At 69.9% G+C, this 25624-nt stretch carries 28 protein-coding genes and 1 pseudogene; 20 read left to right on the top strand and 9 right to left on the bottom strand.

Annotated elements, in window-relative coordinates; translation table 11 throughout:
• The first annotated feature begins 72 nt into the window (after positions 1-72).
• Positions 73-1571 (top strand): annotated as a pseudogene (locus tag ACZ7OI_RS20610) (DUF4153 domain-containing protein).
• Positions 1572-1589: 18 nt separating this feature from the next.
• Here ACZ7OI_RS20610 and ACZ7OI_RS20605 read toward each other — a convergent pair.
• From ACZ7OI_RS20605 to ACZ7OI_RS20595, 3 genes are all read right to left on the bottom strand, one after another.
• Entirely contained in the window at positions 1590-2444 is an 855-nt protein-coding gene (locus ACZ7OI_RS20605) for a hypothetical protein (RefSeq protein ID WP_470265790.1), read from the bottom strand.
• Between the two features lie 142 nt (positions 2445-2586).
• Complete coding sequence (locus ACZ7OI_RS20600; protein WP_470265789.1) at positions 2587-2958, bottom strand: SSI family serine proteinase inhibitor; 372 nt, start codon at positions 2956-2958, stop codon at positions 2587-2589.
• A gap of 28 nt (positions 2959-2986) precedes the next feature.
• Positions 2987-4633: a PucR family transcriptional regulator gene (locus ACZ7OI_RS20595; protein ID WP_470265788.1), complete on the bottom strand. Its 1647-nt coding sequence runs from the start codon at positions 4631-4633 to the stop codon at positions 2987-2989.
• A 130-nt stretch (positions 4634-4763) separates the two neighbouring features.
• Between ACZ7OI_RS20595 and ACZ7OI_RS20590 the strand changes: the two genes are divergently transcribed.
• Positions 4764-6257: a CoA-acylating methylmalonate-semialdehyde dehydrogenase gene (locus ACZ7OI_RS20590; RefSeq protein WP_470265787.1), complete on the top strand. Its 1494-nt coding sequence runs from the start codon at positions 4764-4766 to the stop codon at positions 6255-6257.
• A gap of 6 nt (positions 6258-6263) precedes the next feature.
• On the opposite strand, the gene ACZ7OI_RS20585 is transcribed toward ACZ7OI_RS20590, so the two are convergent.
• From ACZ7OI_RS20585 to ACZ7OI_RS20560, 6 genes are read right to left on the bottom strand one after another with little or no spacing between them, the layout of a single operon-like run.
• Complete coding sequence (locus ACZ7OI_RS20585) at positions 6264-6770, bottom strand: hypothetical protein (RefSeq protein WP_470265786.1); 507 nt, start codon at positions 6768-6770, stop codon at positions 6264-6266.
• Entirely contained in the window at positions 6767-7279 is a 513-nt protein-coding gene (locus ACZ7OI_RS20580) for a hypothetical protein (protein ID WP_470265785.1), read from the bottom strand. The genes ACZ7OI_RS20585 and ACZ7OI_RS20580 overlap by 4 nt, the downstream gene beginning before the upstream one ends.
• Positions 7276-7854: a hypothetical protein gene (locus ACZ7OI_RS20575; protein WP_470265784.1), complete on the bottom strand. Its 579-nt coding sequence runs from the start codon at positions 7852-7854 to the stop codon at positions 7276-7278. The genes ACZ7OI_RS20580 and ACZ7OI_RS20575 overlap by 4 nt, the downstream gene beginning before the upstream one ends.
• Entirely contained in the window at positions 7851-9068 is a 1218-nt protein-coding gene (locus ACZ7OI_RS20570; protein ID WP_470265783.1) for a PPE domain-containing protein, read from the bottom strand. Before ACZ7OI_RS20570 ends, ACZ7OI_RS20575 begins: the two co-directional genes overlap by 4 nt.
• Positions 9065-9385 carry a type VII secretion target gene (locus ACZ7OI_RS20565; protein ID WP_470265782.1) on the bottom strand — a complete coding sequence of 107 codons (321 nt, stop codon included), beginning with the start codon at positions 9383-9385 and terminating at the stop codon, positions 9065-9067. Before ACZ7OI_RS20565 ends, ACZ7OI_RS20570 begins: the two co-directional genes overlap by 4 nt.
• Positions 9385-9885, bottom strand: a complete 501-nt coding sequence (locus tag ACZ7OI_RS20560; protein WP_470265781.1) for a YbaB/EbfC family nucleoid-associated protein — start codon at positions 9883-9885, stop codon at positions 9385-9387. Before ACZ7OI_RS20560 ends, ACZ7OI_RS20565 begins: the two co-directional genes overlap by 1 nt.
• Before the next feature lie 221 nt (positions 9886-10106).
• On the opposite strand from ACZ7OI_RS20560, the gene hrcA reads away from it, so the two are divergent.
• The 18 genes from hrcA to ACZ7OI_RS20470 all read left to right on the top strand — a co-directional run bounded on the left by hrcA (position 10107) and on the right by ACZ7OI_RS20470 (position 25456).
• Entirely contained in the window at positions 10107-11132 is a 1026-nt protein-coding gene (hrcA, locus tag ACZ7OI_RS20555) for a heat-inducible transcriptional repressor HrcA (protein WP_370935682.1), read from the top strand.
• 41 nt (positions 11133-11173) lie between these two features.
• Positions 11174-12337, top strand: a complete 1164-nt coding sequence (dnaJ, locus tag ACZ7OI_RS20550; protein ID WP_037813614.1) for a molecular chaperone DnaJ — start codon at positions 11174-11176, stop codon at positions 12335-12337.
• 2 nt (positions 12338-12339) lie between these two features.
• Positions 12340-13092 carry a 16S rRNA (uracil(1498)-N(3))-methyltransferase gene (locus ACZ7OI_RS20545; RefSeq protein WP_470265780.1) on the top strand — a complete coding sequence of 251 codons (753 nt, stop codon included), beginning with the start codon at positions 12340-12342 and terminating at the stop codon, positions 13090-13092.
• A gap of 456 nt (positions 13093-13548) precedes the next feature.
• A complete protein-coding gene (locus tag ACZ7OI_RS20540) occupies positions 13549-13926 on the top strand; it encodes a histidine triad nucleotide-binding protein (protein ID WP_470265779.1) in 378 nt (125 codons plus the stop codon).
• A gap of 94 nt (positions 13927-14020) precedes the next feature.
• Complete coding sequence (locus tag ACZ7OI_RS20535) at positions 14021-15067, top strand: PhoH family protein (RefSeq protein ID WP_470265996.1); 1047 nt, start codon at positions 14021-14023, stop codon at positions 15065-15067.
• A complete protein-coding gene (gene ybeY / locus ACZ7OI_RS20530) occupies positions 15064-15615 on the top strand; it encodes an rRNA maturation RNase YbeY (protein ID WP_470265778.1) in 552 nt (183 codons plus the stop codon). Before ACZ7OI_RS20535 ends, ybeY begins: the two co-directional genes overlap by 4 nt.
• 9 nt (positions 15616-15624) lie before the next feature.
• Positions 15625-16950 carry a hemolysin family protein gene (locus tag ACZ7OI_RS20525; RefSeq protein WP_470265777.1) on the top strand — a complete coding sequence of 442 codons (1326 nt, stop codon included), beginning with the start codon at positions 15625-15627 and terminating at the stop codon, positions 16948-16950.
• Positions 16943-17281, top strand: coding sequence for a cytidine deaminase (locus ACZ7OI_RS20520; protein WP_470234596.1), 339 nt, complete (start codon positions 16943-16945; stop codon positions 17279-17281). The genes ACZ7OI_RS20525 and ACZ7OI_RS20520 overlap by 8 nt, the downstream gene beginning before the upstream one ends.
• Positions 17278-18177, top strand: a complete 900-nt coding sequence (gene era, locus ACZ7OI_RS20515) for a GTPase Era (RefSeq protein ID WP_470265776.1) — start codon at positions 17278-17280, stop codon at positions 18175-18177. The genes ACZ7OI_RS20520 and era overlap by 4 nt, the downstream gene beginning before the upstream one ends.
• A 76-nt stretch (positions 18178-18253) precedes the next feature.
• Entirely contained in the window at positions 18254-18583 is a 330-nt protein-coding gene (locus ACZ7OI_RS20510) for a CD225/dispanin family protein (protein ID WP_470265775.1), read from the top strand.
• A complete protein-coding gene (locus tag ACZ7OI_RS20505; protein ID WP_470265774.1) occupies positions 18580-19029 on the top strand; it encodes a DUF2752 domain-containing protein in 450 nt (149 codons plus the stop codon). Before ACZ7OI_RS20510 ends, ACZ7OI_RS20505 begins: the two co-directional genes overlap by 4 nt.
• A 182-nt stretch (positions 19030-19211) precedes the next feature.
• Positions 19212-20351 carry an RDD family protein gene (locus ACZ7OI_RS20500; protein ID WP_470265773.1) on the top strand — a complete coding sequence of 380 codons (1140 nt, stop codon included), beginning with the start codon at positions 19212-19214 and terminating at the stop codon, positions 20349-20351.
• Between the two features lie 54 nt (positions 20352-20405).
• Complete coding sequence (locus ACZ7OI_RS20495; RefSeq protein WP_470265772.1) at positions 20406-20873, top strand: CD225/dispanin family protein; 468 nt, start codon at positions 20406-20408, stop codon at positions 20871-20873.
• Positions 20874-20922: 49 nt separating this feature from the next.
• Positions 20923-21699 (top strand): DNA repair protein RecO, encoded by a 777-nt coding sequence (recO, locus tag ACZ7OI_RS20490; protein WP_470265771.1) that lies wholly within the window; start codon positions 20923-20925, stop codon positions 21697-21699.
• 26 nt (positions 21700-21725) lie between these two features.
• Complete coding sequence (locus tag ACZ7OI_RS20485; protein ID WP_470234603.1) at positions 21726-22544, top strand: isoprenyl transferase; 819 nt, start codon at positions 21726-21728, stop codon at positions 22542-22544.
• A complete protein-coding gene (locus ACZ7OI_RS20480; RefSeq protein ID WP_037813576.1) occupies positions 22541-22960 on the top strand; it encodes a YbjN domain-containing protein in 420 nt (139 codons plus the stop codon). Before ACZ7OI_RS20485 ends, ACZ7OI_RS20480 begins: the two co-directional genes overlap by 4 nt.
• Before the next feature lie 727 nt (positions 22961-23687).
• Complete coding sequence (locus ACZ7OI_RS20475; protein ID WP_470265770.1) at positions 23688-24707, top strand: permease; 1020 nt, start codon at positions 23688-23690, stop codon at positions 24705-24707.
• Positions 24704-25456, top strand: coding sequence for a TIGR03943 family putative permease subunit (locus ACZ7OI_RS20470; protein ID WP_470265769.1), 753 nt, complete (start codon positions 24704-24706; stop codon positions 25454-25456). The genes ACZ7OI_RS20475 and ACZ7OI_RS20470 overlap by 4 nt, the downstream gene beginning before the upstream one ends.
• The last annotated feature ends 168 nt before the right edge of the window (positions 25457-25624 follow it).

Genomic DNA, 25624 nt, shown 5'->3' with positions numbered 1-25624 from the left:
TCGGCCGGCCAGCCCCGTACCCGCTCTCCTGAACCTGCTCGTTTCTCCTTCCCGGGAGTGAAATCCCGTCCGATGTTTGCTAATGCGAAGAGAGGTTTCATGTCCGAGGACGTCGAAGTCCGGCCCGCGCACGCCGTTCCGCCCGGGATTGTGCTGATCGACCAGCGGCGTCCAGGGCCGCGGCCGTTGTTCGCCCGCGCCGAGGCGGCGGTGCCGGTCGGCGCGAAGCTGGCGGCGGTGGCTGTCGCAGTGGTCGCCGCGGTGCTCGTGCCGGTCGATCGGCCGGGGGTCGGGTGGGTGGTGTCGGCGGCGCTGGCGGGCATCGCGATGCTGGCCGTAGGGGCGGGGCCGGGTCTGCGGTGGCGTCGCGCGGGGTGGGGCGTGCTGGCGATCGCGTTGCTGGGCGTGGGCGCGGTGCGGGCGGCGGACTGGCTGTTCGTGCTGTGCGTGCTGGCGGCGGGAGTCGCGGCGTCGCTCGCGGTGGTCGGCAGGCGAACCGTGCACGGCACCACCTACGACGCCCTCGCGATTCCCCTCGAAGCTTTCCGCGCGGTGCCGTGGGTGCTTCGCCGCGCTCGGCGTCCGGGGCGAGGCCAGCCGCGGGTTTTCGCGGCGGTGCTGGTGTCCGCGTTGGTGCTGGTGGTGTTTCTTCCGCTGTTGATCAGCGCGGACGACAATTTCGCGCACTTCGTCGGCGATCTCGTCCCGACCGCGCGACCTGATTCGGTTTTCCAGTGGGCGGTGGTGTTCGCCGTGGCCTTCGGCGGTACCGCCGGCGCCTTCCTGATCTCCGCGGATCCGTTGCCGGAACGGGAAAACCGGACGTCCACCGTCGGCGACCGTCTACTGTGGACGGCGGCGCTCTCCACGCTGGCGGTCCTGTTCATCGCCTACGTTCTGGTGCAGGCGGTAGCCCTCTTCGGCGGTACGGACTACGTCCTCCGCACCGACGGCCTCACCTCGGCCGGCTACGCCCGCAACGGCTTCTGGCAGCTCTGCGCCTGCACCGTCCTGACGCTCGGCATCGTCACCGCGGCACTGCGCTGGGCCCCGAAAACCAGCCGCTCCGACCGAATTCTGCTGCGCGCGCTGCTCGGCGCCTTGGCGGTGCTGAGCCTGGTGCTGGTGCTGTCGGCGTTGAGTCGCATGTGGACCTACCAGGAGGCTTACGGGTTCACCGTGCTTCGCCTGGTGGTGGAGGTCTGCGAGATCTGGCTGGGCGTGGTGTTCCTCCTGACGGCGGCGACGCTGGGCACGTTCCGCGCGACCTGGCTGCCCCGCGCGGCGATCGCGACCGGGGCGCTGGCGCTGCTGGTTTGGCCGCGGCGAACCCGGAAGGCCTGATCGCCGACGCCAACCTGGACCGGGCGGCGCACGGCAAACCGCTGGACGTCCGCTACCTGAGCCGGTTCTCCGCGGACGTGGCTCCGGCGGTGGCGCAGCGCCGCACCGACGCGGCCTGCCTGTTGCGCCCGATCGTGGGGTCTCTCGCCGACGACGCTTGGCCTGCCTGGAACCTGGGCCGTTCCCGGGCCCGGGAGATCGTCCGGTCGCAGGCGCCGTGCGAATGACGGGGCTCGCGCCGGGTTTCAGTTCCGGGACACGGTCAGCCGCCAGTCGACCACGGGGTCTTCGTCTTCCGGAAGGTGCTCGGAGCGGCGCACCGCGCAGCGATGGCGCACCAGGTCACGGCGCTCCGCCGGGGTCAGTTTCGCACTGCCGAAAGGGCTTTCCTCGTCGATGTCCACCTTCGCGTCGACGTTGAACCGGTAGGCGTCCGCGGTCAGGTAGTCGCGGCGGAATGCGGTCTTCCATTGCGAATTGTGCCCCCACCCGAGCGATCCGTCGCTGGTCGGCCGATGGCGGCGAAGGAACGTGTCCTCCAGCGTCGACCGGTCCGCGATCCCGGCTGTCGCGTGGCGTTCCCCGGCCCGCACTGCGACGCCGGCCCGGCCGAACAGCATCTCGCCGAGCATGAGGCATGGCCACTGTTCGGCGACGATCTCAATCGGCGCGTCCGGATCGCCGGTCTGCTCGACGGCCGCGATCTCGTGAAAGAACGGATCGAACCGCGCGACCTCCACCCGTCGCAGGCCCAGAGCGGAGAAAAAGCCGACGTAGTCCTCCGCCGTGATCCGCGCGAGGTGCTCGGGCAGGTGCAGGCAGTGGGCGAACGGCTGGTCGGCTCCGTCCGGAAGACCGGGCTGGAAGCGCAGCAGCAGGAGATCGCTGATCCGGCTGAGCGCATACGCTTGCTCGAGCAGGTCGCCCCAGACGTACTCCGTCCGCTGCCATTCTCCCCAGACCGCCAGCGGGGCGAGCAGCTCGCGCGCGGCGGCCGCGTGCTCGTCGAGCCACGGGGAAAGCACGTCGGAGAACAACGCCGGGCCGGTGTGGCCGTGCACCACGTTGTACAGCTCGCGGAAGGTCGTCGGGGCCGTCACGACGCCGCAGCCTACGCAGGGTCGCGGCGGCACCCTACCGAATTGTTCAGCGAGGCAACCGATTCCGCCTCTGTCCGGGGGAAGCGGCCCGGCGGCTTTTGCCGTTCGCGACCGCCGGGCCCACCAGACAGCGCAGCCAGACCTAAAGCGCGAACACCCCGTTCGACTGGCTGTCCGCTGCGCACTTGTTCGGGTACGTCGCGCGATACGTCACCCGCGTGCCCCGCCAGCTGCCCAGCGCCGTGACGTCCACCGGCGAGTAGATCATCGTGCACTTCTGCCGATGCGGGGCGATGCGCGCGAAATCGCCGTCGGCCGCGGTGAGCGTCGCGCAGGCGGTGTCGCGGTGGCGGTGCGTGCCGCCGGTGGGGTCGCAGGTCAGGGACGCGCTCGTGACGCGCCCCGAAGTCTCGTGCACGGTCAGCTGCATTACGGACTCCGGGACGTGCGGGGCGGCCAGGCCGCCGAAGCCGATCAGGGCGGCGGCGACCGGAGCGAAGGAAGAGAACACCATACGAGGGATATCGGCTCGCCGAACCCGATCACTGTGGTCCTCGTCCGGGTGGGTTTTCCTCGCTCGGACGGGTGGTGGCACCGAGGTCGTGCGCGAGTAACGCCACGTAGAGCGACAGCATCGACTCCGGATCTTCCAGTCGCACTCCCAGCACCTGTTCGATGCGGGCGAGCTGCTGGTAGTAAGCCGTCCGCGAAGTGTGGGCGGCGACGGCTGCGGCGGACTTGTTGCCGCCGTGCGCGCAGTAGTGCCGCAGTGCCGGGACGAGGCGGCTGCCGGAAGCAGCGTCGCGCTCCAGGAGCGGGCCGAGCTCTCGTGCGGCGAAGGCGTGTACGCGTTCGTCGTCGGCGAGAAGGTGTAGTAGGCCGCGTAGTCGAACGTCCTTGAGCCGGTGGAACGGTTGGCCGTCGTCCTCATCAAGGGCAGCGGCAGCGACATGCGCGGCTTCGACCAAGGTGCGTTGTGCCTCAGCGGGTCCCGTAACCGTTGTGCCTACGCCGAGCGCGGCAGGAGCGGAAGCGCGCGCGTCGTGAATGTCGGTAGCTAGCCGCTGAAGCACGGCGTCGGCATTGGCTTCCGGCGAGAGAGCGAGAAGCGCGCGTACGGCGGTCTCGTCCGTCGAAACCAGCGCGGACACCTTCGCCCGGCGCGTCGCGAGCGCGGTGGCTTCAGCCAGTTCGCGCAACAGCGGCGGCGTCGACAGCGTCGGTCGCGTAGTTGCGGTGATGCGTGGCCGTACCGCGAGGCCGACCAGCTGTCGTCCCGTCAGCGGCACCGCGAGCGCAGAAGAGCGCGCGAGGATGTCCGCGGTCGGCGCGGGCGAATTCAGCAGTTCGGTCAACACTGCGCGGTGCGCTTGCCGTTCGAGAGTGTCGGAGTCGCGCGCGACGAGACGGTGCACCGCGAGCGCGGAGGCCGCTCGCTCGGCGACCACCTGGTACCGGTGCGGCGGCGGCTCGGCGCACACCAGCACCAGCCGTCCCCAGTCGTGCCCGCGCGCGCCGACCACGGTGACCAGCCAGCCCGCCGCCGGGTGGTAGCCGGTGCGCTCGCCGACCTGCACCACCCGCGACCGCGCCGGCCAGCCGATCAGCAATTCGCCCGGATCCGTGCCCGCGGTGTCGTAGGCGAGCACCTCGTGTTCCAGCGTTTCCAGCACGACCGGCTGTTCGGTCAGCCGGGCCACCTCGGCCAGCACCGCGGCGGGCGCGGCTCCGGCGACGGTCAGCGACGTGAACGTTTCGTGCACCCGTTCCGCCGCCCGGAGCTCGGCGAGCTGCGCGTCCACGATCATTCCGTTCACCGCCTCGGTCACCGCGACATAGCGCGTCTCGCGAGACAGCGTCACCAGCGGCAATCCGCGCTGCTCGGCGGCCGTGACGAGGGCGCGTGGCAGCCGGTCGTTCCAGTGCCGCACCAGCTCGACCACCAGGCCCGCGACGCCCACTTCGGCGAGGTCATCGACGTACCGGGTCAGCGTCGCGTCGTCGTCCGGGAGCGCGACGCCCGTGGTGAGCACGAGTTCTCCGCCGCGCAGCAGGTGCGCGATGTCGGCGACCTCGGCCGCGTGCGCCCAGCGCACCCGCCGTTCGAGCCCGGCGCTGCCCGCGACGACGCGCGGACAGCCCTGGCGCAGCACCGGCAACGCGAGCGCCTCGGCGACGGTCGGGTACATCGGTCTCCCTTGCTGGCCGGCAGGGCACAGACTGTACGGCGGAGAGGGGTAGTCCGTACACGTTGTCGATGGCGGACCCGGGCGCCTCGCCCGGAGACTCGGGGGCACCCGACCGGAAGGAGCGGACGTCGTGACCGACCGCATCAGCCATTGGATCGACGGCAAGCCGGTCGTCGGCACCGGACGCACCGGCGACGTATACGACCCGGCGACCGGCCAGGTCAGCGCCCAGGTGGACTTCGCGGGGCCGGCCGAGGTGGACCAAGCAGTGGCCGCGGCGACCGCTGCGTTGCCGGGCTGGCGGGGCACGTCGCTCGCCGGGCGTACGCGCGTGTTGTTCGCCTTCCGCGAGCTGCTTCAGGCGCGCAAACACGAGCTGGCGAAGATCGTGACGAGCGAACACGGCAAGGTCGAATCGGACGCCGCGGGCGAAGTCGCGCGCGCGATCGAGAACGTCGAATACGCGTGCGGCGCGGCGCAAATGCTCAAGGGCGGGTTCAGCGAGAACGCTTCCACCGGCGTCGACGTGTACTCGATCGCGCAGCCGCTCGGGGTGGTCGGCGTGATCTCGCCGTTCAACTTTCCCGCGATGGTGCCGCTCTGGTTCGTGCCGAACGCGCTGGCGTGCGGCAACACCGTCGTGCTCAAGCCGAGCGAGAAAGACCCGTCCGCCGCGCTGTTCATCGCCGAACTGCTCGCCGAAGCCGGCCTGCCGTCCGGCGCGTTCAACGTGCTGCAGGGCGACAAGGTCGCGGTCGACGGACTGCTCGCGCACCCGGACGTCAAGGCGATCTCCTTCGTCGGTTCGACCCCGATCGCGCGCTACGTCTACGAAACCGGCACCAGCCACGGCAAGCGCGTCCAGGCGCTCGGCGGGGCGAAGAACCACATGATCGTGCTGCCGGACGCAGACCTCGACCTGGCCGCGGACGCCGCCGTGTCGGCCGGTTTCGGGTCGGCGGGGGAGCGGTGCATGGCGGTGTCGGTGGTGGTCGCCGTCGAGCCGATCGCGGACGAACTGGTGGCCAAAATCGTTGACCGGATGCGAAAACTGCGCGTCGGAGACGGACGCAAACCGTCGTCGGAGATGGGCCCGCTGGTCACCAGGGCGCACCACGAGCGCGTTTCGTCCTATGTGGACACCGGAGTGGCCGAAGGCGCGGAGCTGGTGATGGACGGCCGGGGCGTGGAAGCAGACGGCGCGAACGACGGATTCTGGCTCGGCCCCACGCTTTTCGACCGCGTCACGCCCAGTATGGCGGTGTACACCGACGAAATCTTCGGCCCGGTGCTGTCCGTCGCGCGAACGACGAGCTTCGACGACGCGCTGGCGCTCATCAACGCCAACCCGTACGGCAACGGAACCGCCATCTTCACCGGCGACGGACGCGCCGCGCGCCGCTTCCAGAACGAGGTCGAGGTAGGCATGGTGGGCGTCAACGTCCCCATCCCGGTGCCGGTCGGCTATTACTCCTTCGGCGGCTGGAAAGACTCCCTGTTCGGCGACACGCACGCGTATGGGCCGGAGGGATTCCACTTCTTCACGCGGACGAAGGTGGTGACGTCCCGTTGGCCGGACACTTCGCACGCGGGGGTGAACCTGGGGTTCCCGAAGAACTCCTGACGCGGGTCAGGCCGGAAGGATGTTGACCACGAGCTTGCTGCGCGGGATCAGGCAGACGGTGTTGTTCCGGTCGGGCCGGAGCGATTCGAACTGCCGCTCGGTGAGCCGGTAGGTGATGCCGCCCGCGTTCATCTCCCACTGCGAGGTGCGGGCGAAGTAGTGCCGGACGCAGATCGGGTAGGCGTGGGAGTGGCCGTCCTGTTCGAAGTTGTGGGTCCAGCCGGTGATGACGGTGAGCGGACGGCTGAGGTTCTGGTAGCTGCGCAGGCAGCTGACCAGCAAGGCCACGATCAGGATGAGCACGAACGGCGCCGCGCCGAGAGTCTGGGCGCGGTGCGGCCCGTCGAGGACGCTCGTGGTCAGCGGCAGGACGATCGCGAGCGCGATCAGCACGCCGGCCAGTCCGAGCTGGAGGCGGAACCATCCGCCGACCAGCAGGGATCGCTGGGACGGGTGCAGCCGCCCGGCCAGGTTCGCGGTCGCGACCTCGGCCGGGTTCGCGTCCGGTTTCATCGGGCGCCGCCGTCGAGCACGATGTTCACCAGCCACCGCCCGTTCCCCAGGACGCAGACGGCGGTGATCCGCTCCGCGGCCATGCGATCCCACTGCGCGCGCTGGACGGGGTAAGTGCGCCCGCCCGCGCGCAGCTGCCATCGCTCGATCTCGCCGGGGCCGCGCGGGGTGTGCTTGAGGCCGATCGGGTAGTCGTCGGTGATCGGACCGGAGCCGAAGTCGTGCGCCGGCCCTCGGATGACAGTCAGCGGTTCGCGAAACTCGGCGCAGCGCCGCACGCTGAACCGGATCGCGGCCGCGACCGTCACCACGGCGAACACCGCCGCCGCCGACGCGGAGGCAGTGAACCCGGACTTGACCACGCCCACGACCCCGACCGCGCAGATGGCGGCGGTGAACGCCCAGATCGCCCAGAAGAGGGCGTCGACGACGACCCCGCGCTGGCTCCGGTGGAGCCGCCCGGCGAGATTGGCCGCGGCCACCTCGCCGGGATCGGCCTTCGCGGTCACGCCGCGACCACGTTGACCAGGATCTTGCTGCGCGGGGTGATGATCGCGGCGTTGGTGCGTCCGCCGAGCACCCGGTGGCGCAGGTCGTAGTCGAGCCGGTAGGTCTTGCCGTGCACGACGAGATAGGTGAACTTGATCCGGTCGGTCATCTCGTACAGGTACATCGCGTGCTGCCCCCGCGGCGGGATCTTGGTGACGTGTCCGTAGTCGTGCGTCCAGCCGGGGACTACGTCGAGCTTGCCGCTGCGCACCTCCGCCAGCCGCTGCCGGACAATTCGCCCGGGGAACACCGCGAGCGCGAGGAAGAACACCGTCAGGAGGTACACCTGCCAGTTCATCGACCAGTACGAGACCGGCGGGGTGCCGAGGTCGGCGTGCACCGCGTTCAAGGTCCGCAGTTCGTCGCCGCTGACGCCGATGCCGATCGGCGCCAGGACCGCGGCGGCGACGAACAGCACGATCCACGTGACCGCCATCGAGAAACCGGCGTTCAAGACCATGGTCCGCTGGGACGGATGCAGGCGGCCCTCCCGGTTGGCCTGGTCGGCGGCCGCCTGCACGGTTTCGCTGTTCACTCCCCGGTGCCGCCTTCGCCGCCGCCCTCTGTTTTCTCGTGCTCCTTCCCGTAGGCCTCGGAGCCTTCGGAGTACCGGTCGTACTGCTCGTTCTCCTGCCGCCGGGCTTCGGTGCCCGCTCCTGCGTAGTCGGCCATGGTGAACGGCGGCCTGCCTTCCCCCTTCTCCCATTCCTGGAGCTTGAAGAACTTGCGCCCGTCCTCCGAATACGTCTCGCCGGCGTGTTCGAAGTGCTCGCGCCCCGGCACCTTCTCCTTGGCCGAGCTGGTCCAGCGCTCGGCCTTGTCCGCGGCGCTCTCGGCCTTGCCCGCCTGCTTGAGGTCGCCGGCCTTCTTCTCCAGCCCGGCGGCGATGTCGACGCTTTTGTCGGTGACCTTGCCCGCAGCCTTGCCGACCTTGCGCAACGCGTTCGCCGCCTGCTCGATGGCGGCCTTCGACTTGCCCGCGCTCTCCGCGAGCTTGTCCAGCTTCTCCACGACCTTCGCGATCCGGGTGCCGATCTTCTCCGCCAGGATCCCGCCTTCGACCACGGTGTCGGCGATGAACGCGGCGACCGTGCCGCCGAAGGTGCACCACGACGACGCGAGCGCGGCGATGCCCTTGACGATCAGCTCGCCGACGAACGACGAGATCATGTCGCGGATCAGCCCGCGCTCCGTGCCGACCAGGGCGGCGGCGACGTTCATCCCGGTGGACGCGCTGCTCGCGTGCCCGGCCGCGCCCCGGAGCGTGTCCGCGTAGCCCTTCGCGGTCTTCTGGTACGCCTCGCCGCCCTGGCCCTGGAAGTCCGGCGCGATCTTGCCGGCCGCCTGCTCGTACCGGTCCGCGCTCTCGTTCAGCTGCTTCGAGATGTTCGACCAGGTCACCGCCTTGGCGGTGACCGCCTCAGGATTGCCCGCGAGCTGGTCCAGTCCCTCCTTGAGGAAGCTGATGTGCTCGATCAGCCAGCCCACCCCGGCGCTGGCCAGCGTGCCGAGCGGGTCCATCGCGGCGCCGAGCAGGTCGAGGCCGTCGGTGGCGACGTCCACGCCGAAGTTGCCCCAGTCGCCCTTGCGGGCGTCGGTGAGGGTCGCCGCGACGTCGTTGAGCATGCCGGAGCCGGAGGTCTGGGCGTTGAGATTGTCCAGTTCGTTCGAGGACGACCCCATGTTCGTGGTCAGGCCGCTCGGCGACTCGGACTTCGCGACCAGCGGGTTTTCCTGCGTCTCGGTCATTCCGGCAGCTCCTTGCCGAGGCCGTTGATGTGGCCGACGGTCTGCTTCTCGTGGTTGTCGTAATGATCGTGCGCCTGCTGGAGCCGGTCCGCGATGTCGTCGGCCTGTCCCGCCACGTCCTCGACGAACGAGGTCGCGATCGACATCCAGATCTGCAGCGGCATCGCGAACACCTGGCCGACGATGCCGAACGCGTCGTCCCCGAACGGCTGGCCGGACTCGGTGGCCTGCGCCGCGGTGTGCACGCCCGCCGCGATGTTCTCTACCTCGCTCTTGTGCTCGCGCAGCGACGGAAGGTCGACGTGAGGTCCGGTCATCAGTTCCTCCCCAGGAAAGAGCCGCCGCTGTAGTAGTCGTCGTCCTCGGCCGGGTCGGCCGCCGGGCGCGCGGGCCGGGACGGCGGCGCGGGCCGGGCGGGCGGTGCGGCGGAATCGTCCTGGGCGTCGAAGAATTGCGGCTGAGGCGTCGAAGGCGCCGCCGGTTCCTCCGGAACTTCCGGTTCCGGGATCTGTTCTTCGAGGAATTTCATCGCGTCGCTGTTCTCGCCGATCACCGGAGCCATGATCGCGGTCAGCTGCTGCGCCGCCTGGGCCTGGGCGCGTCGCGCGGTGGCCAGCACGGCGGCGGCCAGAGCGGCGCGCGGCATCTCGTCCGCGCGGGAGCCGAACTGGAGTTCCTGCAGCGCACCGGCAGTGTTGACGGTCGCGGTGACCGCGCCGTCCTGGCTCGTCGCGGTCGCCGACACGTGCTTCAGCCGTTCCTGCGCCTCGGCGGCCCGCTGCCGGATTTCGGCGATTTCGGGAGAAAGTGCGTTCATGTCGGCCACTGCTTTCGGATCGCGTGGTTCATAGTCTTTCCGAGGCAGAAAACCGGGTTCCGGTTCCCGGTGCAAGCTAAGATCCGAGTTGCCCGGTTCGTCGCTATTAAAAATTGTTTGCCCGCCATTTACCCGGCGCTGCCCGGACCGGAGGGCGCACCGGGCACTCCCGGGTCCGTAAACTCGTTGTGAGTACCAGGACGACCGCGAAGGAGGTGCCGGTGGCGAACACGGACGAGCGTCGCTTCGAGGTGCTGCGGGCGATCGTCGCCGACTACGTCTCCAACCAGGAGCCAGTCGGGTCGAAGACGATCGTCGAGCGGCACAACCTCGGCGTTTCCAGTGCCACCGTGCGCAACGACATGGCGGCCCTCGAGGAAGAGGGGTACATCGCCCAGCCGCACACCAGCGCCGGGCGGATCCCCACCGACAAGGGCTACCGCCTGTTCGTCGACCGGCTTTCGGAGATCAAGCCGCTCTCGAGCGCCGAGCGGCGCGCGATCACCAGCTTCCTCGACTCCGGCACCGATCTCGACGACGTGCTGCGCCGGTCGGTCCGGCTGCTCGCGCAGCTCACCCGCCAGGTCGCGGTGGTGCAGTACCCGATGCTCACCAACACCGTGGCGCGCCACCTCGAAGTGGTCCCGCTCACGCCCGCGCGGCTCATGCTCGTGCTGATCACCGACTCCGGCCGGGTCGACCAGCGCACCGTCGACCTCGGCGACGTGGTCACCGAGGAGACCGTGCTGCGGCTGCGCACCGTGCTCAACGGCGCGCTCGCCGGGCGGCGCCTCGCCGACGCGGCGGCGAACGTGGCCGAACTGCCCGAAGCCGCTCCCGCGGACCTGCGCGACCACCTCACCCGGATCTGCACCATGCTGGTCGAATCGCTGGTCGAGCACCCCGAGGAGCGGATCGTGCTCGGCGGCACCGGCAACCTCACCCGCAACGTCGCGGACTTCCCCGGTTCGCTGCGCCAGGTGCTTGAAGCGCTCGAGGAACAGGTGGTGGTGCTGAAGCTGCTCGCCGCGGCCCGCAACCCCGGTGCGGTCACCGTGCTCATCGGTGAGGAAAATGAGGACGAGCAGATGCGCAGCACCTCGGTCGTGTCCATCGGCTACGGCCGGGACGACATGCTGCTCGGGGGAATGGGCGTCGTCGGGCCGACCAGGATGGACTACCCCGGCACGATCGCGGCGGTCCGCGCGGTCGCCAACTACGTGGGGCAGATCCTGTCCGGCCGCTGACCGGCGGCGAGGGCGGAACACGAAGGAGAAGGCAGAGCAACGTGGCGAGGGACTACTACGGGATCCTCGGGGTGGCCAAGAACGCGAGCGATCAGGAGATCAAGCGCGCGTACCGCAAGCTGGCCCGTGAGCTGCACCCCGACGTGAACCCGTCGGAGGACGCCCAGCACCGCTTCGGCGAGGTGACCACCGCGTACGAGGTGCTCTCCGACCCGCAGAAGCGCAAGATCGTCGACCTCGGCGGCGACCCGATGGACGGGGGCGGCCGCGGCGGAGGCGGCGGCGACCCGTTCGCGGGCTTCGGCGGGCTCGGCGACATCATGGACGCGTTCTTCGGCGCCGCGGGCGGAGGCGGCGGGCGCGGCCGAGGGCCGCGCAGCCGCGTGCAGCCCGGCTCCGACGCGCTGATCCGGCTCGGCCTCACCCTCGAGGAATGCGCGACCGGCGTCGACCGCGAGATCACCGTGGACACCGCGATCGTCTGCGACCTGTGCCGCGGCGCGGGAACCGCCGAGGGCACGAGCACCAAGACGTGCGACACCTGCGGCGGGGCGGGCGAGGTCCAGTCCGTGCAGCGGTCGTTCCTCGGCCAGGTCGTCACGGCGCGCCCGTGCCCGGTGTGCCGCGGCTTCGGCGAGGTCATCCCCGACCCGTGCCGCCAGTGCGGCGGCGACGGCCGGATCCGGTCGCGGCGCGGCGTCACCGCGAAGATCCCGCCCGGCGTCGGCGACGGCATGCGGATCCGGCTGTCCGGACAGGGCGAGGTCGGCCCCGGCGGCGGCCCGGCGGGCGACCTCTACGTCGAGATCGACGAGGCCCCGCACGAGGTGTTCGTCCGCGAGGGCAACGACCTGCACTGCAACTTCCGGATCCCGATGACCACCGCGGCGCTCGGCGCGACGGTCCCGATCGCCACCCTGGTCGACGGCGACTACGAACTCGACATCGAGCCCGGCACCCAGCCCAACACCGAACTGGTGCTCACCGGCAAGGGCATGCCGCGGCTGCGCTCGTCCGGCCGCGTCGACGGCCGCGGCGACCTGCACGTGCACATCGACGTCGTGGTGCCCACGAAGCTCGACGAGGCCCAGCGCGACCTGCTCGTCGACCTCGCCCAGCAGCGCGGCGAAGAAGTCCCGACGCTCGCCGCCAACGGCAGCAAGCACGGCGGCCTGTTCTCCAAGCTGCGCGCGAAGAACCGCTGACGGTGCCGGACACCACCCTGCCGGTCTTCCTCGCCCCGGCAGTGCCCGCCGAAGGCCGGGCGCTGCTCGACGGCGAGGAAGCCCGGCACGCGGCCACCGTGCGCCGGCTGCGCGTGGGGGAGCAGCTCGTGCTCTCCGACGGCGCCGGCGCGATGGCCCGCTGCGCCGTGGACGCCGTCGAAGCAGGCCGCGCGGCAACGGTCACCCTCACCGTTCTCGAGCGGTGGCAAGAGGAACCGCCCGCGCTGCGCGTCCACGTCGCCCAGGCGCTCGCCAAGGGCGACCGCGGAGAACTCGCAGTCGAACTGGCCACCGAAGCCGGCGCGGACGCGATCGTGCCCTGGCGCGCCGCCCGCAGCGTCGCCCGCTGGGACGACGGACCCCGCGGCGAAAAAGCACTCGCCCGCTGGCGCGCAACTGCCCGCTCGGCCGCGAAACAAGCCCGCCGCGCCCACGTGCCCGCCGTCGCCGAACCGGTCGGCACGCGCGAACTCGCGCAGCTGGCCGCGACGATGTCCGCGACGCTGGTCCTCGAATCCGGCGTCACCAGCAGACTCACCGACCTCGACCTGCCCGGCGGAGGCGACATCCTCCTCGTCGTGGGTCCTGAAGGCGGTATCACCGACGACGAACTCGCCGCCCTCGAAGAGGCCGGAGCCACGACGGTCCGGCTCGGCCCGACCGTCCTGCGCACCTCCACCGCGGCCGCGGTGGCATTAGGCGCACTCGGCGTCCTCACCGGCCGCTGGCACTGACGCATAACCCGGAGAACCCGGCAGAACCCCTAAACATCCGCACCAGGTGATGGCGCGCCGCACCCCCGGCGGCTACTCTGCTTCGCAACGTGCGAACACAAGGGTTTCAGCCCGCCCGCGGGCGGGCATTACTCTTGAGTACGAACCAGAACCCCGCCGGGCACCTCCCCCCTCGGTCCGGCGGAGCCGCGGCGGCGGTGGAGCGACCCCCAGGCTCCACCGCGCCGCGGCGTCTTCGTATCGCTGGCGCGATCCTTCGCTGCCGCGGTTCCGCTCATTACTCCCGGGGGGCCGAGCCCCCCGGACCCCCACGGTGCGGTGGTTGCGTGTCGTGCGTCGGTCGCGTTGGGTGCGTGCGGTGGTTGCGTGTCGTGCGTCGGTCGCGTTGGGTGCGTGCGGTGGTTGCGTGTCGTGCGTTGGTCGCCTTGGTGCGTCTGCGCTTTGTAGGGTGGGCTTATGAGTGATGCGGGTGCTGCGGAGACGTTGTTCGAGCGGATTATTGCTGGGGAGATTCCGGCGGATGTGGTGTACGAGGACGACGCCACGTTTGCGTTTCGGGACATCAATCCGCAGGCGCGGGTGCATGTGCTCGTGGTGCCTCGGAAGAGGTATCGGAACGTGGGGGAGCTGGCGGAGGCGGATCCGGAGTTGCTGAGTGCTGTCTTGTTGACGGCGCGGAAGGTGGCGGAGATCGAGGGGATCTCCGGCAGCGGGTATCGGGTGGTGTTCAACACTGATGCTGATGCTGGGCAGACTGTGTTTCATGTGCATGCGCATGTGTTGGGCGGGGAGCAGCTGGGGTTGTTCGGGAAGCCGCAGGCGGGAGCGCACTGAAACCGGGCTGCGGGTGGGTGTCGGGGACAAGTAGCATCTATGGGGTCCCTGTACGTTGACTTGCGAAGTGCGCAGAAAGCAGGACCGAGGCCACGTGGCCGGAACTGAGACGGGTGGAGCCGCCCGACCTGACAATCGGGTATCGGCCGAGGCACAGGTTCGATTTCCGATCCCGGAGGGGGCTCAGCTGAGCCTGCTGGGGTCGCGGGACGAGAATTTGCGGGTGGCGGAGGAGCTGCTGGCCGCTGACGTGCACGTGCGCGGCAACGAGGTCACGTTGACCGGTTCCGCTGCCGATGTGGCGTTCGCGGAGCGGGTGTTCACCGAGCTGGTGCAGCTTGCCGGCGGCGGGCAGCAGGTCGGGCCCGACACCGTGCGGCGGACTGTGGGGATGCTCTCCAGCGGGGACGCGTCGCCCGCGGAGGTGTTGAGTCTCAACATCGTTTCGCGGCGGGGCAAGACCATTCGGCCCAAGACGCTGAACCAGAAGCGGTACGTGGACGCGATCGACAAGCACACGATCGTTTTCGGCATCGGGCCCGCGGGTACTGGCAAGACGTATCTCGCGATGGCGAAGGCCGTGCAGGCGTTGCAGGCCAAGCAGGTCACGCGGATCGTGCTGACCCGGCCGGCGGTCGAGGCGGGCGAGCGGCTCGGGTATCTGCCGGGCACGCTGAACGAGAAGATCGACCCGTATCTGCGGCCGCTTTACGACGCGCTGCACGACATGGTCGAGCCGGAGTCGATTCCGCGGTTGATGCAGGCGGGGACGATCGAAATCGCACCGCTGGCGTACATGCGCGGCCGGACGCTGAACGACGCCTTCATCATCCTCGACGAGGCGCAGAACACCACGCCCGAGCAGATGAAGATGTTCCTCACCCGCCTCGGGTTCGGCGCGAAGATCGTCGTCACCGGCGACATCACGCAGATCGACCTGCCCGGCGGGCAGCGCAGCGGACTCCGCGTCGTGCGCGACATCCTCGGCGGCGTCGAGGACCTGCACTTCGCCGAACTCACCAGCCAGGACGTCGTCCGGCACAAACTGGTCGGCGACATCGTCGACGCGTACGAGAAGTGGCAGGCCGTGCAGGACGCGCAAGAGCAGCAGAACGGCGGCTGGAAGGGCACCCGCCGATGAGCATCGAGATCGCCAACGAATCCGGCGTCGACGTCGACGAGGCGTCCATCGTCTCCGCCGCGCGCTACACGCTGGAGAAAATGGAGGTCAGCCCGCTCGCCGAGCTGTCCATCCTGTGCGTCACCCTCGAGGTGATGGAAGACCTCCACGAACGCTGGATGGACCTGCCCGGGCCCACCGACGTGATGGCCTTCCCGATGGACGAACTCGACTCCTCGCGCCGCCCCGACGCGCCCGACGCGTCCCCGGCGCTGCTCGGCGACATCGTGCTCTGCCCGGCCTTCGCGAAAGACCAGGCGAAAACCGCGGGCCACCGGCTGATCGACGAACTGCACCTGCTCACCGTCCACGGCTGCCTCCACCTCCTCGGCTACGACCACGCCGAACCCGCCGAGGAACGCGAGATGTTCGGGCTGCAGAAGCGGATCCTCGGCGAATACCAGGCCGCGGTCGCGGCGCACCAGGCCCGCGACGCGCAACGCGACGTCGACGACCGCGTGCTCGGCATCGCCGGGCTCGACGCGCCGCAGCCCGGGGAAACGCCCTAGGCTCCGACCATGGGAAACCCCCCGGCACAGGTCGTCATCGCGGTGACGCTGGTGCTGCTCGCGGGCGTGTTCGCGGCCGCGGACGCCGCGGTCGGCACGGTGTCGCAAGCCAGGGTCGACGGCCTCGTCCGCGCCGGCCGCGTCGGAGCCCGCCAGCTCGCCGCGGTCGTCGCCGAACGCCGCAGGCACATCAACCTGCTGCTCCTGCTGCGGCTGGCCTGCGAACTCACCGCCACGGTGCTGGTCACCGTGTCCTTCGTCGCCTGGTTCGACCGGCTGTGGCTCGCGATCCTGGTGTCCGCGGTCGTCATGGTCGTGGTCAGCTACGTCATCATCGGCGTCGGCCCGCGCACCATCGGCCGCCAGCACCCGTACCGCGTCGGCACGATCGTCGCCGGTCCGGTCCGCGTCCTCGGCACGGTTCTCGGCCCGCTGTCGCGGCTGCTGATCGTGCTCGGCAACGCGATCACCCCCGGCCGCGGCTTCCGCGAAGGCCCGTTCACGTCCGAGGTCGAACTGCGCGAACTGGTCGACCTCGCCCAGGAACGCGGCGTCGTCGAGGACTCCGAACGCGAGATGATCCACTCGGTGTTCGAACTCGGCGACACGGTCGCCCGCGAGGTCATGGTGCCGCGCACCGAAATCGTGTGGATCGAGCGCACCAAAACCGTCCGCCAGGCCCTCGCGCTCGCGCTGCGCACCGGCTTCACCCGCGTCCCGGTGATCGACGATTCCGTCGACGACATCGTCGGCGTGGTCAACATCAAAGACCTCATGCCCGAGTACATGGGCCCGGACGGGCCGAGCACGGTCGTCGGCGCGGTGATGAACCCGGCCAGCTTCGTGCCCGACTCGAAACGGCTCGACGAGCTGCTCAAGGAAATGCAGCGCACGCACAACCACATGGCGATCGCGGTGGACGAGTACGGCGGCACCGCGGGCCTGCTCACCATCGAGGACATCCTCGAGGAGATCGTCGGCGAGATCACCGACGAATCCGACGCCGACGAACGCCCTGACGTCGAGGAACTCGAGGACGGCTCGGTCCGGGTGTCGTCCCGGCTCGGCGTCGACGACCTCGGCGACCTGTTCGGCATCGACCTCGAAGACCACGACGTGGAGACCGTGGGCGGGCTGCTCGCCGAGCGACTGGGTAGGGTCCCGCTGCCGGGGGCAGAAGCCGAGGTCGCCGGTCTTCGGCTGTTCGCCGAAGGGGGCAAGGACCGCCGCGGCCGGATGCGGATCACGTCCGTGGTCGTCCGGCCGTCGTCGGCGCGCCCGCGCACCCGCCCGCCCCAGCCCGAAGAGCACGACAGGAGAGTCGAACATGCCTGACCTCGACGCCGAGGACCAGAAGCTGGTCACGCTGGCCCGTTCGGCCCGCGCGCGGACCGGCGCGGACGAAGGCGCCGCGGTCCGCGACACCGACGGCCGCACCTACGCCGCGACCACCGTCGACCAGCCGTCGTTCCAGCTCACCGCGCTGCAAGCGGCCGTCGCCGCCGCGTTGTCCAGCGGCGCCGAAGGACTCGAAGCCGCCGCTGTGGTCACCGCCGACGCGCTGGTCGCCGAGGCGTCCGTGAACGCGGTCCGCGACGTCGCGAAGATGGCGCCGATCGTCCGCGCCGACCCGTCCGGCGCCGTGGTCGAGGTGCAACGCCCGTGACCGAGCCGCACCGTTCCGGATTCGCCTGCTTCGTCGGCCGCCCCAACGCGGGCAAATCCACGCTCACCAACGCGCTCGTCGGCACGAAGGTCGCGATCACCTCCAGCAAACCGCAGACCACCCGGCACGCCATCCGCGGCATCGTGCACCGCGACGACGCGCAGCTGGTGATCATCGACACGCCCGGCCTGCACCGCCCGCGCACGCTGCTCGGCCAGCGGCTCAACGACGTCGTGCACGAGACCTGGTCCGAAGTGGACGTCGTCGGGTTCTGCGTGCCCGCCAACGAGAAAATCGGCCCCGGCGACCGGTTCATCGCCGCCGAGCTGAAGAAGATCGCCCGGCGCACCCCGGTGATCGGCGTCGTCACCAAGACCGACCTGGTGAAGCCGGAGCAGATCGCCGAGCAGCTGGTCGCGCTCCAAGAGGTGATGGAATTCGCCGACCTCGTGCCGGTGTCCGCTGTGGACGGTTTCCAGGTGCAGACCGTTGCCGATTTGCTGGTGCAGCGGCTGCCCGAAGGACCGCAGCTGTACCCGGGCGGCGAACTCACCGACGAGCCCGAGCAGACCCTCGTCGCCGAGCTGATCCGCGAGGCCGCGCTCGAAGGCGTCCGCGACGAACTGCCGCACTCGATCGCGGTGACAGTCGAGGAAATGCTCCCGCGCGAGGACCGCGACGACCTCATCGACATCCACGCGCTGCTGTACGTGGAACGCCCCAGCCAGAAGGGGATCATCCTCGGGCACAAGGGCGAACGGCTGCGCGAGGTCGGCGCCACCGCGCGCGAGCACATCGAACGGCTGCTGGGCACGAAGGTGTATCTCGACCTGCACATCAAGGTGGCCAAGGACTGGCAGCGAGACCCGAAGCAGCTGCGCCGGCTGGGATTCTGACCGGTTCTGATCGTGCCCGGCGACGCGGGAGGGTAGCGTCGGGCGCAACCGTATCCGATTTGTCCAGGGGGACCGCATGACCGGCCCGTATCCGCCGCAGGGCCCGTACCCTCCGTCGTACGGCTATCCGCCGCAGTATCCGCCGCCGCCGGACAGCAACCTGGTGTGGGCGATCCTGGCGACCGTGTTCTGCTGCCTGCCGCTGGGGATCGTCGCGATCGTCAAGGCCAGCCAGGTGAACACCCTGTGGTACCAGGGATACGCGGCCGAAGCGCACCGCGCGGCGGACGAGGCGCGCAAGTGGGCGATGTGGTCGGCGCTCAGCATCGCCATCCTGATCGGGCTGTACGTGATCGTCGCGCTCGTCGTCCTGCTGATCGCCGGAAACGTGCTCTGGTTCCGTTGAGCACCGTCTACACCGGACTGCCGGCGCGCGGAACCCGTGCGGTGGCAAGGGCTCTCGCCGGTCCGGCGGCCGCGGCGGGCGGGATCGGTCTCGCGTGCGTCGCGGTGTGGCTCGGCGATCCTACGACCCCCGGTGGCCCGCTCCCGGTGTGCCCGACGAAGCTGCTTTTCGGGATCGACTGCCCCGGCTGCGGCGGGATGCGCATGGCCTACAGCGTGCTGCACGGCGATTTTTCCGCCGCACTGCACTACAACGCGGTGGCTCTGGTGTTCGTCGCGCTCTTCGCGTGGAGCGGTCTCGCTTGGACGATCGGACGGCTGCGCGGACGGACTGTGCGCTCCTGGCTGCACTGGCGCTGGACGCCGCACGTCGTCGCGGTCGTGTTCGTGCTGTGGTTCGTCGCGCGCAACATTCCGTTGGCCCCGTTCACCAGCCTGTCTGTCTGAGTTAGCCCCGTTTTCGCCGTGCCCGGAACCGGTCCGGCGGCCGTCGAGTCCCACGGGTCACCCGATGCGGACACCTGCTCGGCTCAGCCCGGATGGACGAGGTACGCTCCCGCGCACTGGCGTGTCCACAGCGGCCGCGATCAGCACTCGCCTGCCGAGACCACGAACGAGGGGGACACTCGATGACCTATCCCTACGGCCAGCCCGGCGGCCCGCCTCAAGGCGGACCGTCGTTCGGCGCGCCGCCGGGACAGCAGGCGCCGGGCGGCTACCCGCAGCCCGCAGGATTCGGGCAGCCCTACGGTCGCGTCTACGCGGACTGGGGCCAGCGCGCCGGTGCCTATCTCATCGACTTCGCCCCGCTCCTGGCCGGGATGCTGATCGCCGTGCTCGTGTCGCTGGCATCGGGCGTCGCGGGCACGATCGTCTATCTCCTGGCGGTTCTCGGCAATCTCGCCTGGACGGTCTTCAACCGCTGGATCAACGGCGGCAACACGGGACAGTCGCTCGGCAAACGGATCGTCGGCATCAAACTCATCAGCGAGGCCACCGGCGAGCCGATCGGCGCCGGGACGGCGTTCGTCCGCGACCTCGCGCACGCGCTGGACAGCATGGCGTTCGCCCTCGGTTTCCTGTGGCCGCTGTGGGACGACAAGGCGCAGACGTTCTCGGACAAGATCTTGAGCACGATCGTGGTGCCCGCCGATCCCGCGCCCTCGGGCACGCCGGTCGCGGGATTCGGTCAGCAGAGCGGATTTCCCGGCCAGCCCGGCGGGTTCGGGCAGCCTCAGCCGGGCGGTTTCCCGGGGCAGCCGGGCGCCGCGCCGGGATTCGGCCAGCCGGGCGGTTTCCCCGGGCAGCCGGGATTCGGGCAGCCCTCCTCGGGCGGGTTCCCCGCGCAGCCGAACGCCGGATTTCCCGCCGCGCCAAGCGGATTCGGGGTTCCGCAACCGGGATACGGCCAGCCGCCGGCCCCGGGAACCCCGCCGCAGCAAGGATTCGGGCAGCCTGGTCAGGTCCAGCCCGCGTTCGGGCAGCCAGGTCAGCCGCAGCCCGCGTTCGGTCAGCCGGGCCAGCCGCAGCCGGGATTCGGGCAGCCGCCCGCCGCGCCGGGCGCCGGAGGAACGCCGCAGCAGCCGGGTCCGACGGCGTTCGAGCAGCCCGAGCCGACCCAGGTCGTGCGCCCCGCCGCACCCCGGCAAACACCTTCCGAAGCGTTCGGCGCCGCCGAACCCACCCAGGTCGTGAAGCCGGCAGCCGAGCCGGAAGCGACGCAGATGATCAAGCCGGAGACACCGGAGCCCGGTCCGGCACAGTCCTGATCCGCAGCGGATCACGGAAAGCACGGTAAGCACGAGAAACTCGGGGGAACCCAGATGACCAATCCCTACGGCCAGCCGCAGCAGCCCCAGCAGCCCTACGGCGGCCAGCCGCAGCAGCCCTACGGACAGCAGCCGTACCCGCAGTCCGGCGCGACGCCGGCGCAGCCGTACCCGCAGCAGCCCTACGGCCAGCCCGCGCCGTACGGCCAGCCCGCCTACGGCGGCCAGCCCGGCGGCGACATGAGCGCCATCAAGGACTACAAGGGCTGGGCGATCGGCTGCATCTTCCTGATGTGGATCGTCGCGATCTTCGCGATCATGAAGTCGAACGAAGTCCAGTCGTACAAGATGCAGGGCAACTACGCGATGGCCCAGCAGGCGTCGCAGACGACGCGCACGCTGTGCCTCGTCGCCACCATCATCGGCGCGCTCGGCTGGGTGTTCGCGATCATCATGATCATCATCAGCCTCGTGGCCGCGTCCGAGGTGCACAGCTACTACTGCACCGGCAGCTACTGCTGAACCAGGGCGCCACGCCCCGGCATCGCCTCCGAAGTGGGACGATGTCGGGGTGGTGAACCTCTACCGCGACACCGGGGTGGTGCTGCGCACGCACAAGCTGGGCGAGGCCGACCGGATCGTCACCCTGCTCACGAGGCGGCACGGCAAGGTCCGGGCCGTCGCGAAGGGCGTGCGGCGCACGTCGTCGCGGTTCGGGGCGCGGCTGGAGCCGTTCGGGCACGTGGACGTGCAGTTCTATCCCGGACGGTCGCTCGACGTCATCACCCAGGTCGAGACCGTCGACGCGTTCGCCCTGCCGCTGGTGGCCGACTACCAGCGCTACACCGCGGCGTCCGCGATCGCGGAAACCGCGGACCGGCTCTCGGCTGAAGAGGGCGAACCGGTTCTGAAGCTGTACCTGCTGGTCGTGGGCGCGTTGCGGGCTCTGGCCGGCGGGCAGCGGGACGCGTCGCTGGTGCTCGACGCGTTCTTCCTCCGCGCCATGGCCTACGCGGGCTGGGCCCCGGCGATCACCGAATGCGCCCGCTGCGGCCTGCCCGGCCCGCACGCCGCGTTCAACGTCGCCGCGGGCGGCTCGATGTGCCCGGACTGCCGCATCGCGGGCTCGGTGCATCCCTCGCCCGAGGTGCTGACCCTGATGGACGCGCTGCTGCAGGGGGAGTGGGCGGTCGCCGAATCCTCGCCCGGGATCACCCGCCGGGACGCTTCCGGCCTGGTCGCGGCGCATCTGCAGTGGCATCTGGAACGGCAGCTGCGGTCGCTCCCGCTCGTGGAGCGGCGTGCCCGGGAGGCCGCCGGGCCGGGCCCAGTAGGGTCGGCCGGGTAGGAAATCCATTCTTCAGGAGGCCGCGAGTGCTGCGCAGGGGACGGGAGACCCGCTCGGCGGGGTACGAGCTGCGGGCTCCGGAGCCGCATGCCTCGGGCGCGAAACCGCCGGAGATCCCGGCGGACCTGGTGCCCAAGCACGTCGCGCTCGTCATGGACGGCAACGGCCGCTGGGCCAACCAGCGCGGCCTGCCGCGGATCGAGGGCCACAAACGCGGCGAGGCCGTGATGATCGACGTCGCGAGCGGCGCGGTCGAGATCGGCGTGAAGTGGCTGTCGGTGTACGCGTTCTCCACGGAGAACTGGAAGCGCAGCCCCGAGGAAGTCCGGTTCCTGATGGGCTTCAACCGCGACACCATCCGCCGCCAGGTCGACTATCTGGGTTCGATCGGCGTGCGCATCCGCTGGGCCGGGCGGCGGCCGAAGCTGTGGGCCAGCGTGATCAAGGAACTGCAGGTCGCCGAAGAGAAGACCAAGAACAACACCAAGCTCAACATGACCATGTGCGTCAACTACGGCGGCCGTGCCGAACTGGGCGACGCGATGCGCCGGATCGGCCAGGACGTCGCGGCGGGGAAGATCAACCCGGACAAGATCGACGAGCGCACCATCGGGAAGTACCTGTACCAGCCGGAAATGCCGGACGTCGACCTGTTCCTCCGCCCGTCCGGGGAACAGCGGACGTCGAACTTCCTGGTGTGGCAATCGGCGTACGCGGAGATGGTCTACCAGGACACGCTGTTCCCGGACTTCGACCGGACACACCTGTGGCAGGCGTGCCTCGACTTCGCCAAACGCGACCGCCGGTTCGGCGGCGCGGTGGACCAGGCAGGGAGCACGAAATGAGCACCGCGGAAGCCGCCGAGACCGGAGCGTTGCTCACCCGTGCGCGCGAAGCGCTGGAACGCTACCTGGAAGTCCACGTCGACGACGACGGCGCGATCACGTTCTCCCACGCGGACGTCCCGTGCGTCATCCAGGCCACCCGCCTCGCCGACGGTTTGACGGTCCTCAGCCTGACCTGCGTGGTGGCCTGGGACCTGCCCGACGACCCGGCCCTGGCGGTAGCGGTCGCGGAGCGGGCCGGGCAGGGGCTGTTCGGGACGCTGGGCGTCGGCCACACGGAGCGAGGGGTGGACGTGACGCTGCGGTACGCGTTCCCGGCGGAGGGGATGGACCCGTCGCCGTTGGGGACGTTGCTGATGCTGGTGGTTTCGACTGCTTCGCAGCTGCGGACGGAGTTGCCTGGGGTGGAGGCCTGAGCCGGGTTTCTGTCGGGCGGCGGGTTGCTCGCCGGGCATGAGCCGGTTTTTGTTTCCTGTCGGGTTTTGTCGTCTGGCTCGCCTTGGCCGCACGCGGAGGTAGCTGATGCCTCACCTGCATTTGTTTCTCCTGCAACGGAGATCTCCTTAGCCGGACCGAATTTCGCGACTCGGCCCAGTTCGCTGCTGGCCCCTTGTCTGCTTGGTTTCGCTGCTGGCTTCCGCGTTCGCGGCTGCTCCGCCGCTCGCCTCAGCTCCGGTCTCGCACTGTGTCTGCAGCCGTACCGCTCGAAGTGTTAGTTCGCCGCGGTTTTCTCCGTGCGAGCTGTTTCGCTTCGTGTTCCGTTCCGTATTCGCCTTCGCTGCCCGCATCCTCAATGCGCTGGTCCGCTGCGGGTTTGCCGGGTCGGCCGTTCTGCTGTTGTGGCATCGGAGTTCTGCCCCGCACACGCCCCTCTTGTCCCGCACCTGCTCGATTTGCCGCTTCGCCGCCAACCTCTCTGGTCCAAGCCTCCCGTCCGCCTCGAGTCCCAGCCGCACCTCTCGTCCAAGCCTTCCCACCTGTCCCGAGTCCCTGCCGCACCTCTCTCCATCCCCGAGCCGCCCGCCCGATTCCACCCCTTCCTCCCTCCCAATCGGGTGACATTCACGCAAAACCGGCGCGAGCGGACCCCTCGCGACACCGGCGGCTGGGGTTCCGTCGGACCCGGCTGGCATCATCGCCTTCGTGGAAACCCTTTCCAACAACGCCGCCGAGGAGCGCCCCCGCACGCGACGGTTCCGGATCAGCTCCATCGAGATCCTGTGTGCCGTGTTGCTCGTCGCCGTCCTCGCGCAAAGCAAGCTCCAGGACCTCTTCGACGTGCCCGCGCTGCGAACCGGGTCCACCGTCTTCGTCGCGGTGTGCGTGCAGGCGCTGCCATTTCTCGTGCTCGGCGTGCTGATCAGCGGTGCCATCGCAGCCTTCGTGCCCGCCCGCGCGCTGGAACGGGTGTTGCCGAAGAAGGCGTCGGCCGCGGTCGGCGTCGCAGGGTTGGCCGGAGTCGCCTTGCCCGGCTGCGAATGCGCGTCGGTTCCTGTGGCGCGCCGGTTGATCGGCCAAGGCGTCGCGCCCGCCGCCGCGCTCACTTTCCTGCTCGCCGCCCCCGCGGTGAACCCGGTGGTGCTGGTGGCCACCGCGGTCGCGTTCCCCGGCCGCCCGGAAATGGTGTTCGCGCGGTTCGCCGGCTCGCTCGCCACCGCGATGGCGATGGGCTGGATCTGGGCCCGCTGGGGCAAACTGTCCTGGATCACCGAACGAGCGCTGCGCCGGTTGCCCGACGTCCAATCCGGACAGCGATGGCGCGTCTTCGCCGAAACCGCCCGCACCGATCTCGTGGAAGCCGGTGGTTTCCTCGTCCTCGGCGCGTTGATTTCCGCTTCCCTCAACGTTCTCGTGCCCGCGAAGTGGTTCGAAGTGTTGTCCGGACAGATCATCGTCGGCGTCGTAGTGATGGCAGTCCTGGCCGTGGTCCTCGCACTGTGCAGCGAGGCCGATGCCTTCGTCGCCGCCTCGCTCACCGCCGTGCCCTTGCTGCCGAAGCTGGTGTTCCTGGTGGTCGGCCCCGCCGTCGACGTCAAGCTTTTCGCCCTGCAGACAGGCACTTTCGGCCGATCCTTCGCCGCCCGGTTCGCCCCGGTCACCTTCGTGGTGGCGATCGCGTGCGGCACGGTCGCGGGCGTGATCTTCCTCGGAGGCGTCCGATGAGGCGCGAAACCCAAAACGTGCTACTGATTCTTCTGGGCGGTGCCCTGGTGAAGATCGCGCTCAACGGCGACTACCTGCGCTACGTAAAACCAGCCCAGCAGCCATGGATCATCGCCGGCGGCGCAGTGATGCTGGTGCTAGGCGCGACAGCCGTCATCCGCGACATCGCGACCGCCCGCGCCGCAGCAAAAGCAACCCGGCAACCAGCCGCCGCCGACCATCCGGACGCACACGGCCACCACCATCACCCGGCGCGCTCAGCCTGGCTGCTGGTCGTCCCGGTACTAGCGGTGTTCCTGGTCGCCCCGCCCGCTCTAGGCGCGGATTCGGTCACCCGCACCGAAGCGCGCCTGCCGGCCAGCGCCGCGACCGCGTCCGCAGCCGCGTTCCCGCCGCTCCCCGCCGGAGCCGTGGTGCCGATGGCGATGAACGAGGTAGTCACGCGCGCGGGCTGGGACGCCAACGGCACCATGAACGGACGCACCGTCGAAGTCTCCGGATTCGTCGTCCACACCGGAGGCCAAACCCTGTTGGCCCGCCTGGTGATCAGCTGCTGCGCAGCCGACGCGGCCCCTGTCACCGTGCACCTCAAGGGCGGCGACGCCGACCGCTTCCCGAGCGATACTTGGCTGCGCGTCACAGGCCAGATCGTCCCGGGCACCGCGACCGAAGCCAACAGCTACACACCGGACCTGGTCCCGGTGACGGTCGAGCGGATCACCGCGCCCAAGGATCCGTATGAATACTGAAAGGAGCGATGCCGCCGCCCCCTCCGTCGCGACCTCCTCGCAACGCGGCCCGCCGCGCCCACTCGCCCGGTGCACCTGAGTCTCGCCGACCGATCCCGGAGCGGTTCTGGGTTCGTGCGCTCGCTCAAGCCCTCCCCAGCTTGAGACCGCTCCCGAACGGAACCCGAC

The organism is Amycolatopsis sp. NPDC114503 (assembly GCF_055633655.1).
Note: the sequence above shows the minus strand (reverse complement) of the source record. Positions and strands in the feature narration are given on the sequence as shown.

Coding starts and splice junctions, on each gene's coding strand:
- ACZ7OI_RS20480 (WP_037813576.1), top strand. CDS start 22,541: ATGAGCACCGCGGAAGCCGCCGAGACCGGAGCGTTGCTCACCCGTGCG.
- ACZ7OI_RS20500 (WP_470265773.1), top strand. CDS start 19,212: ATGACCTATCCCTACGGCCAGCCCGGCGGCCCGCCTCAAGGCGGACCG.
- ACZ7OI_RS20570 (WP_470265783.1), bottom strand. CDS start 9,068: ATGACCGAGACGCAGGAAAACCCGCTGGTCGCGAAGTCCGAGTCGCCG.
- ACZ7OI_RS20510 (WP_470265775.1), top strand. CDS start 18,254: ATGACCGGCCCGTATCCGCCGCAGGGCCCGTACCCTCCGTCGTACGGC.
- ACZ7OI_RS20595 (WP_470265788.1), bottom strand. CDS start 4,633: ATGTACCCGACCGTCGCCGAGGCGCTCGCGTTGCCGGTGCTGCGCCAG.
- ACZ7OI_RS20560 (WP_470265781.1), bottom strand. CDS start 9,885: ATGAACGCACTTTCTCCCGAAATCGCCGAAATCCGGCAGCGGGCCGCC.
- ACZ7OI_RS20495 (WP_470265772.1), top strand. CDS start 20,406: ATGACCAATCCCTACGGCCAGCCGCAGCAGCCCCAGCAGCCCTACGGC.
- ACZ7OI_RS20520 (WP_470234596.1), top strand. CDS start 16,943: ATGCCTGACCTCGACGCCGAGGACCAGAAGCTGGTCACGCTGGCCCGT.
- ACZ7OI_RS20565 (WP_470265782.1), bottom strand. CDS start 9,385: ATGACCGGACCTCACGTCGACCTTCCGTCGCTGCGCGAGCACAAGAGC.
- ACZ7OI_RS20600 (WP_470265789.1), bottom strand. CDS start 2,958: ATGGTGTTCTCTTCCTTCGCTCCGGTCGCCGCCGCCCTGATCGGCTTC.
- ybeY (WP_470265778.1), top strand. CDS start 15,064: ATGAGCATCGAGATCGCCAACGAATCCGGCGTCGACGTCGACGAGGCG.
- ACZ7OI_RS20525 (WP_470265777.1), top strand. CDS start 15,625: ATGGGAAACCCCCCGGCACAGGTCGTCATCGCGGTGACGCTGGTGCTG.
- ACZ7OI_RS20470 (WP_470265769.1), top strand. CDS start 24,704: ATGAGGCGCGAAACCCAAAACGTGCTACTGATTCTTCTGGGCGGTGCC.
- ACZ7OI_RS20585 (WP_470265786.1), bottom strand. CDS start 6,770: ATGAAACCGGACGCGAACCCGGCCGAGGTCGCGACCGCGAACCTGGCC.
- ACZ7OI_RS20540 (WP_470265779.1), top strand. CDS start 13,549: ATGAGTGATGCGGGTGCTGCGGAGACGTTGTTCGAGCGGATTATTGCT.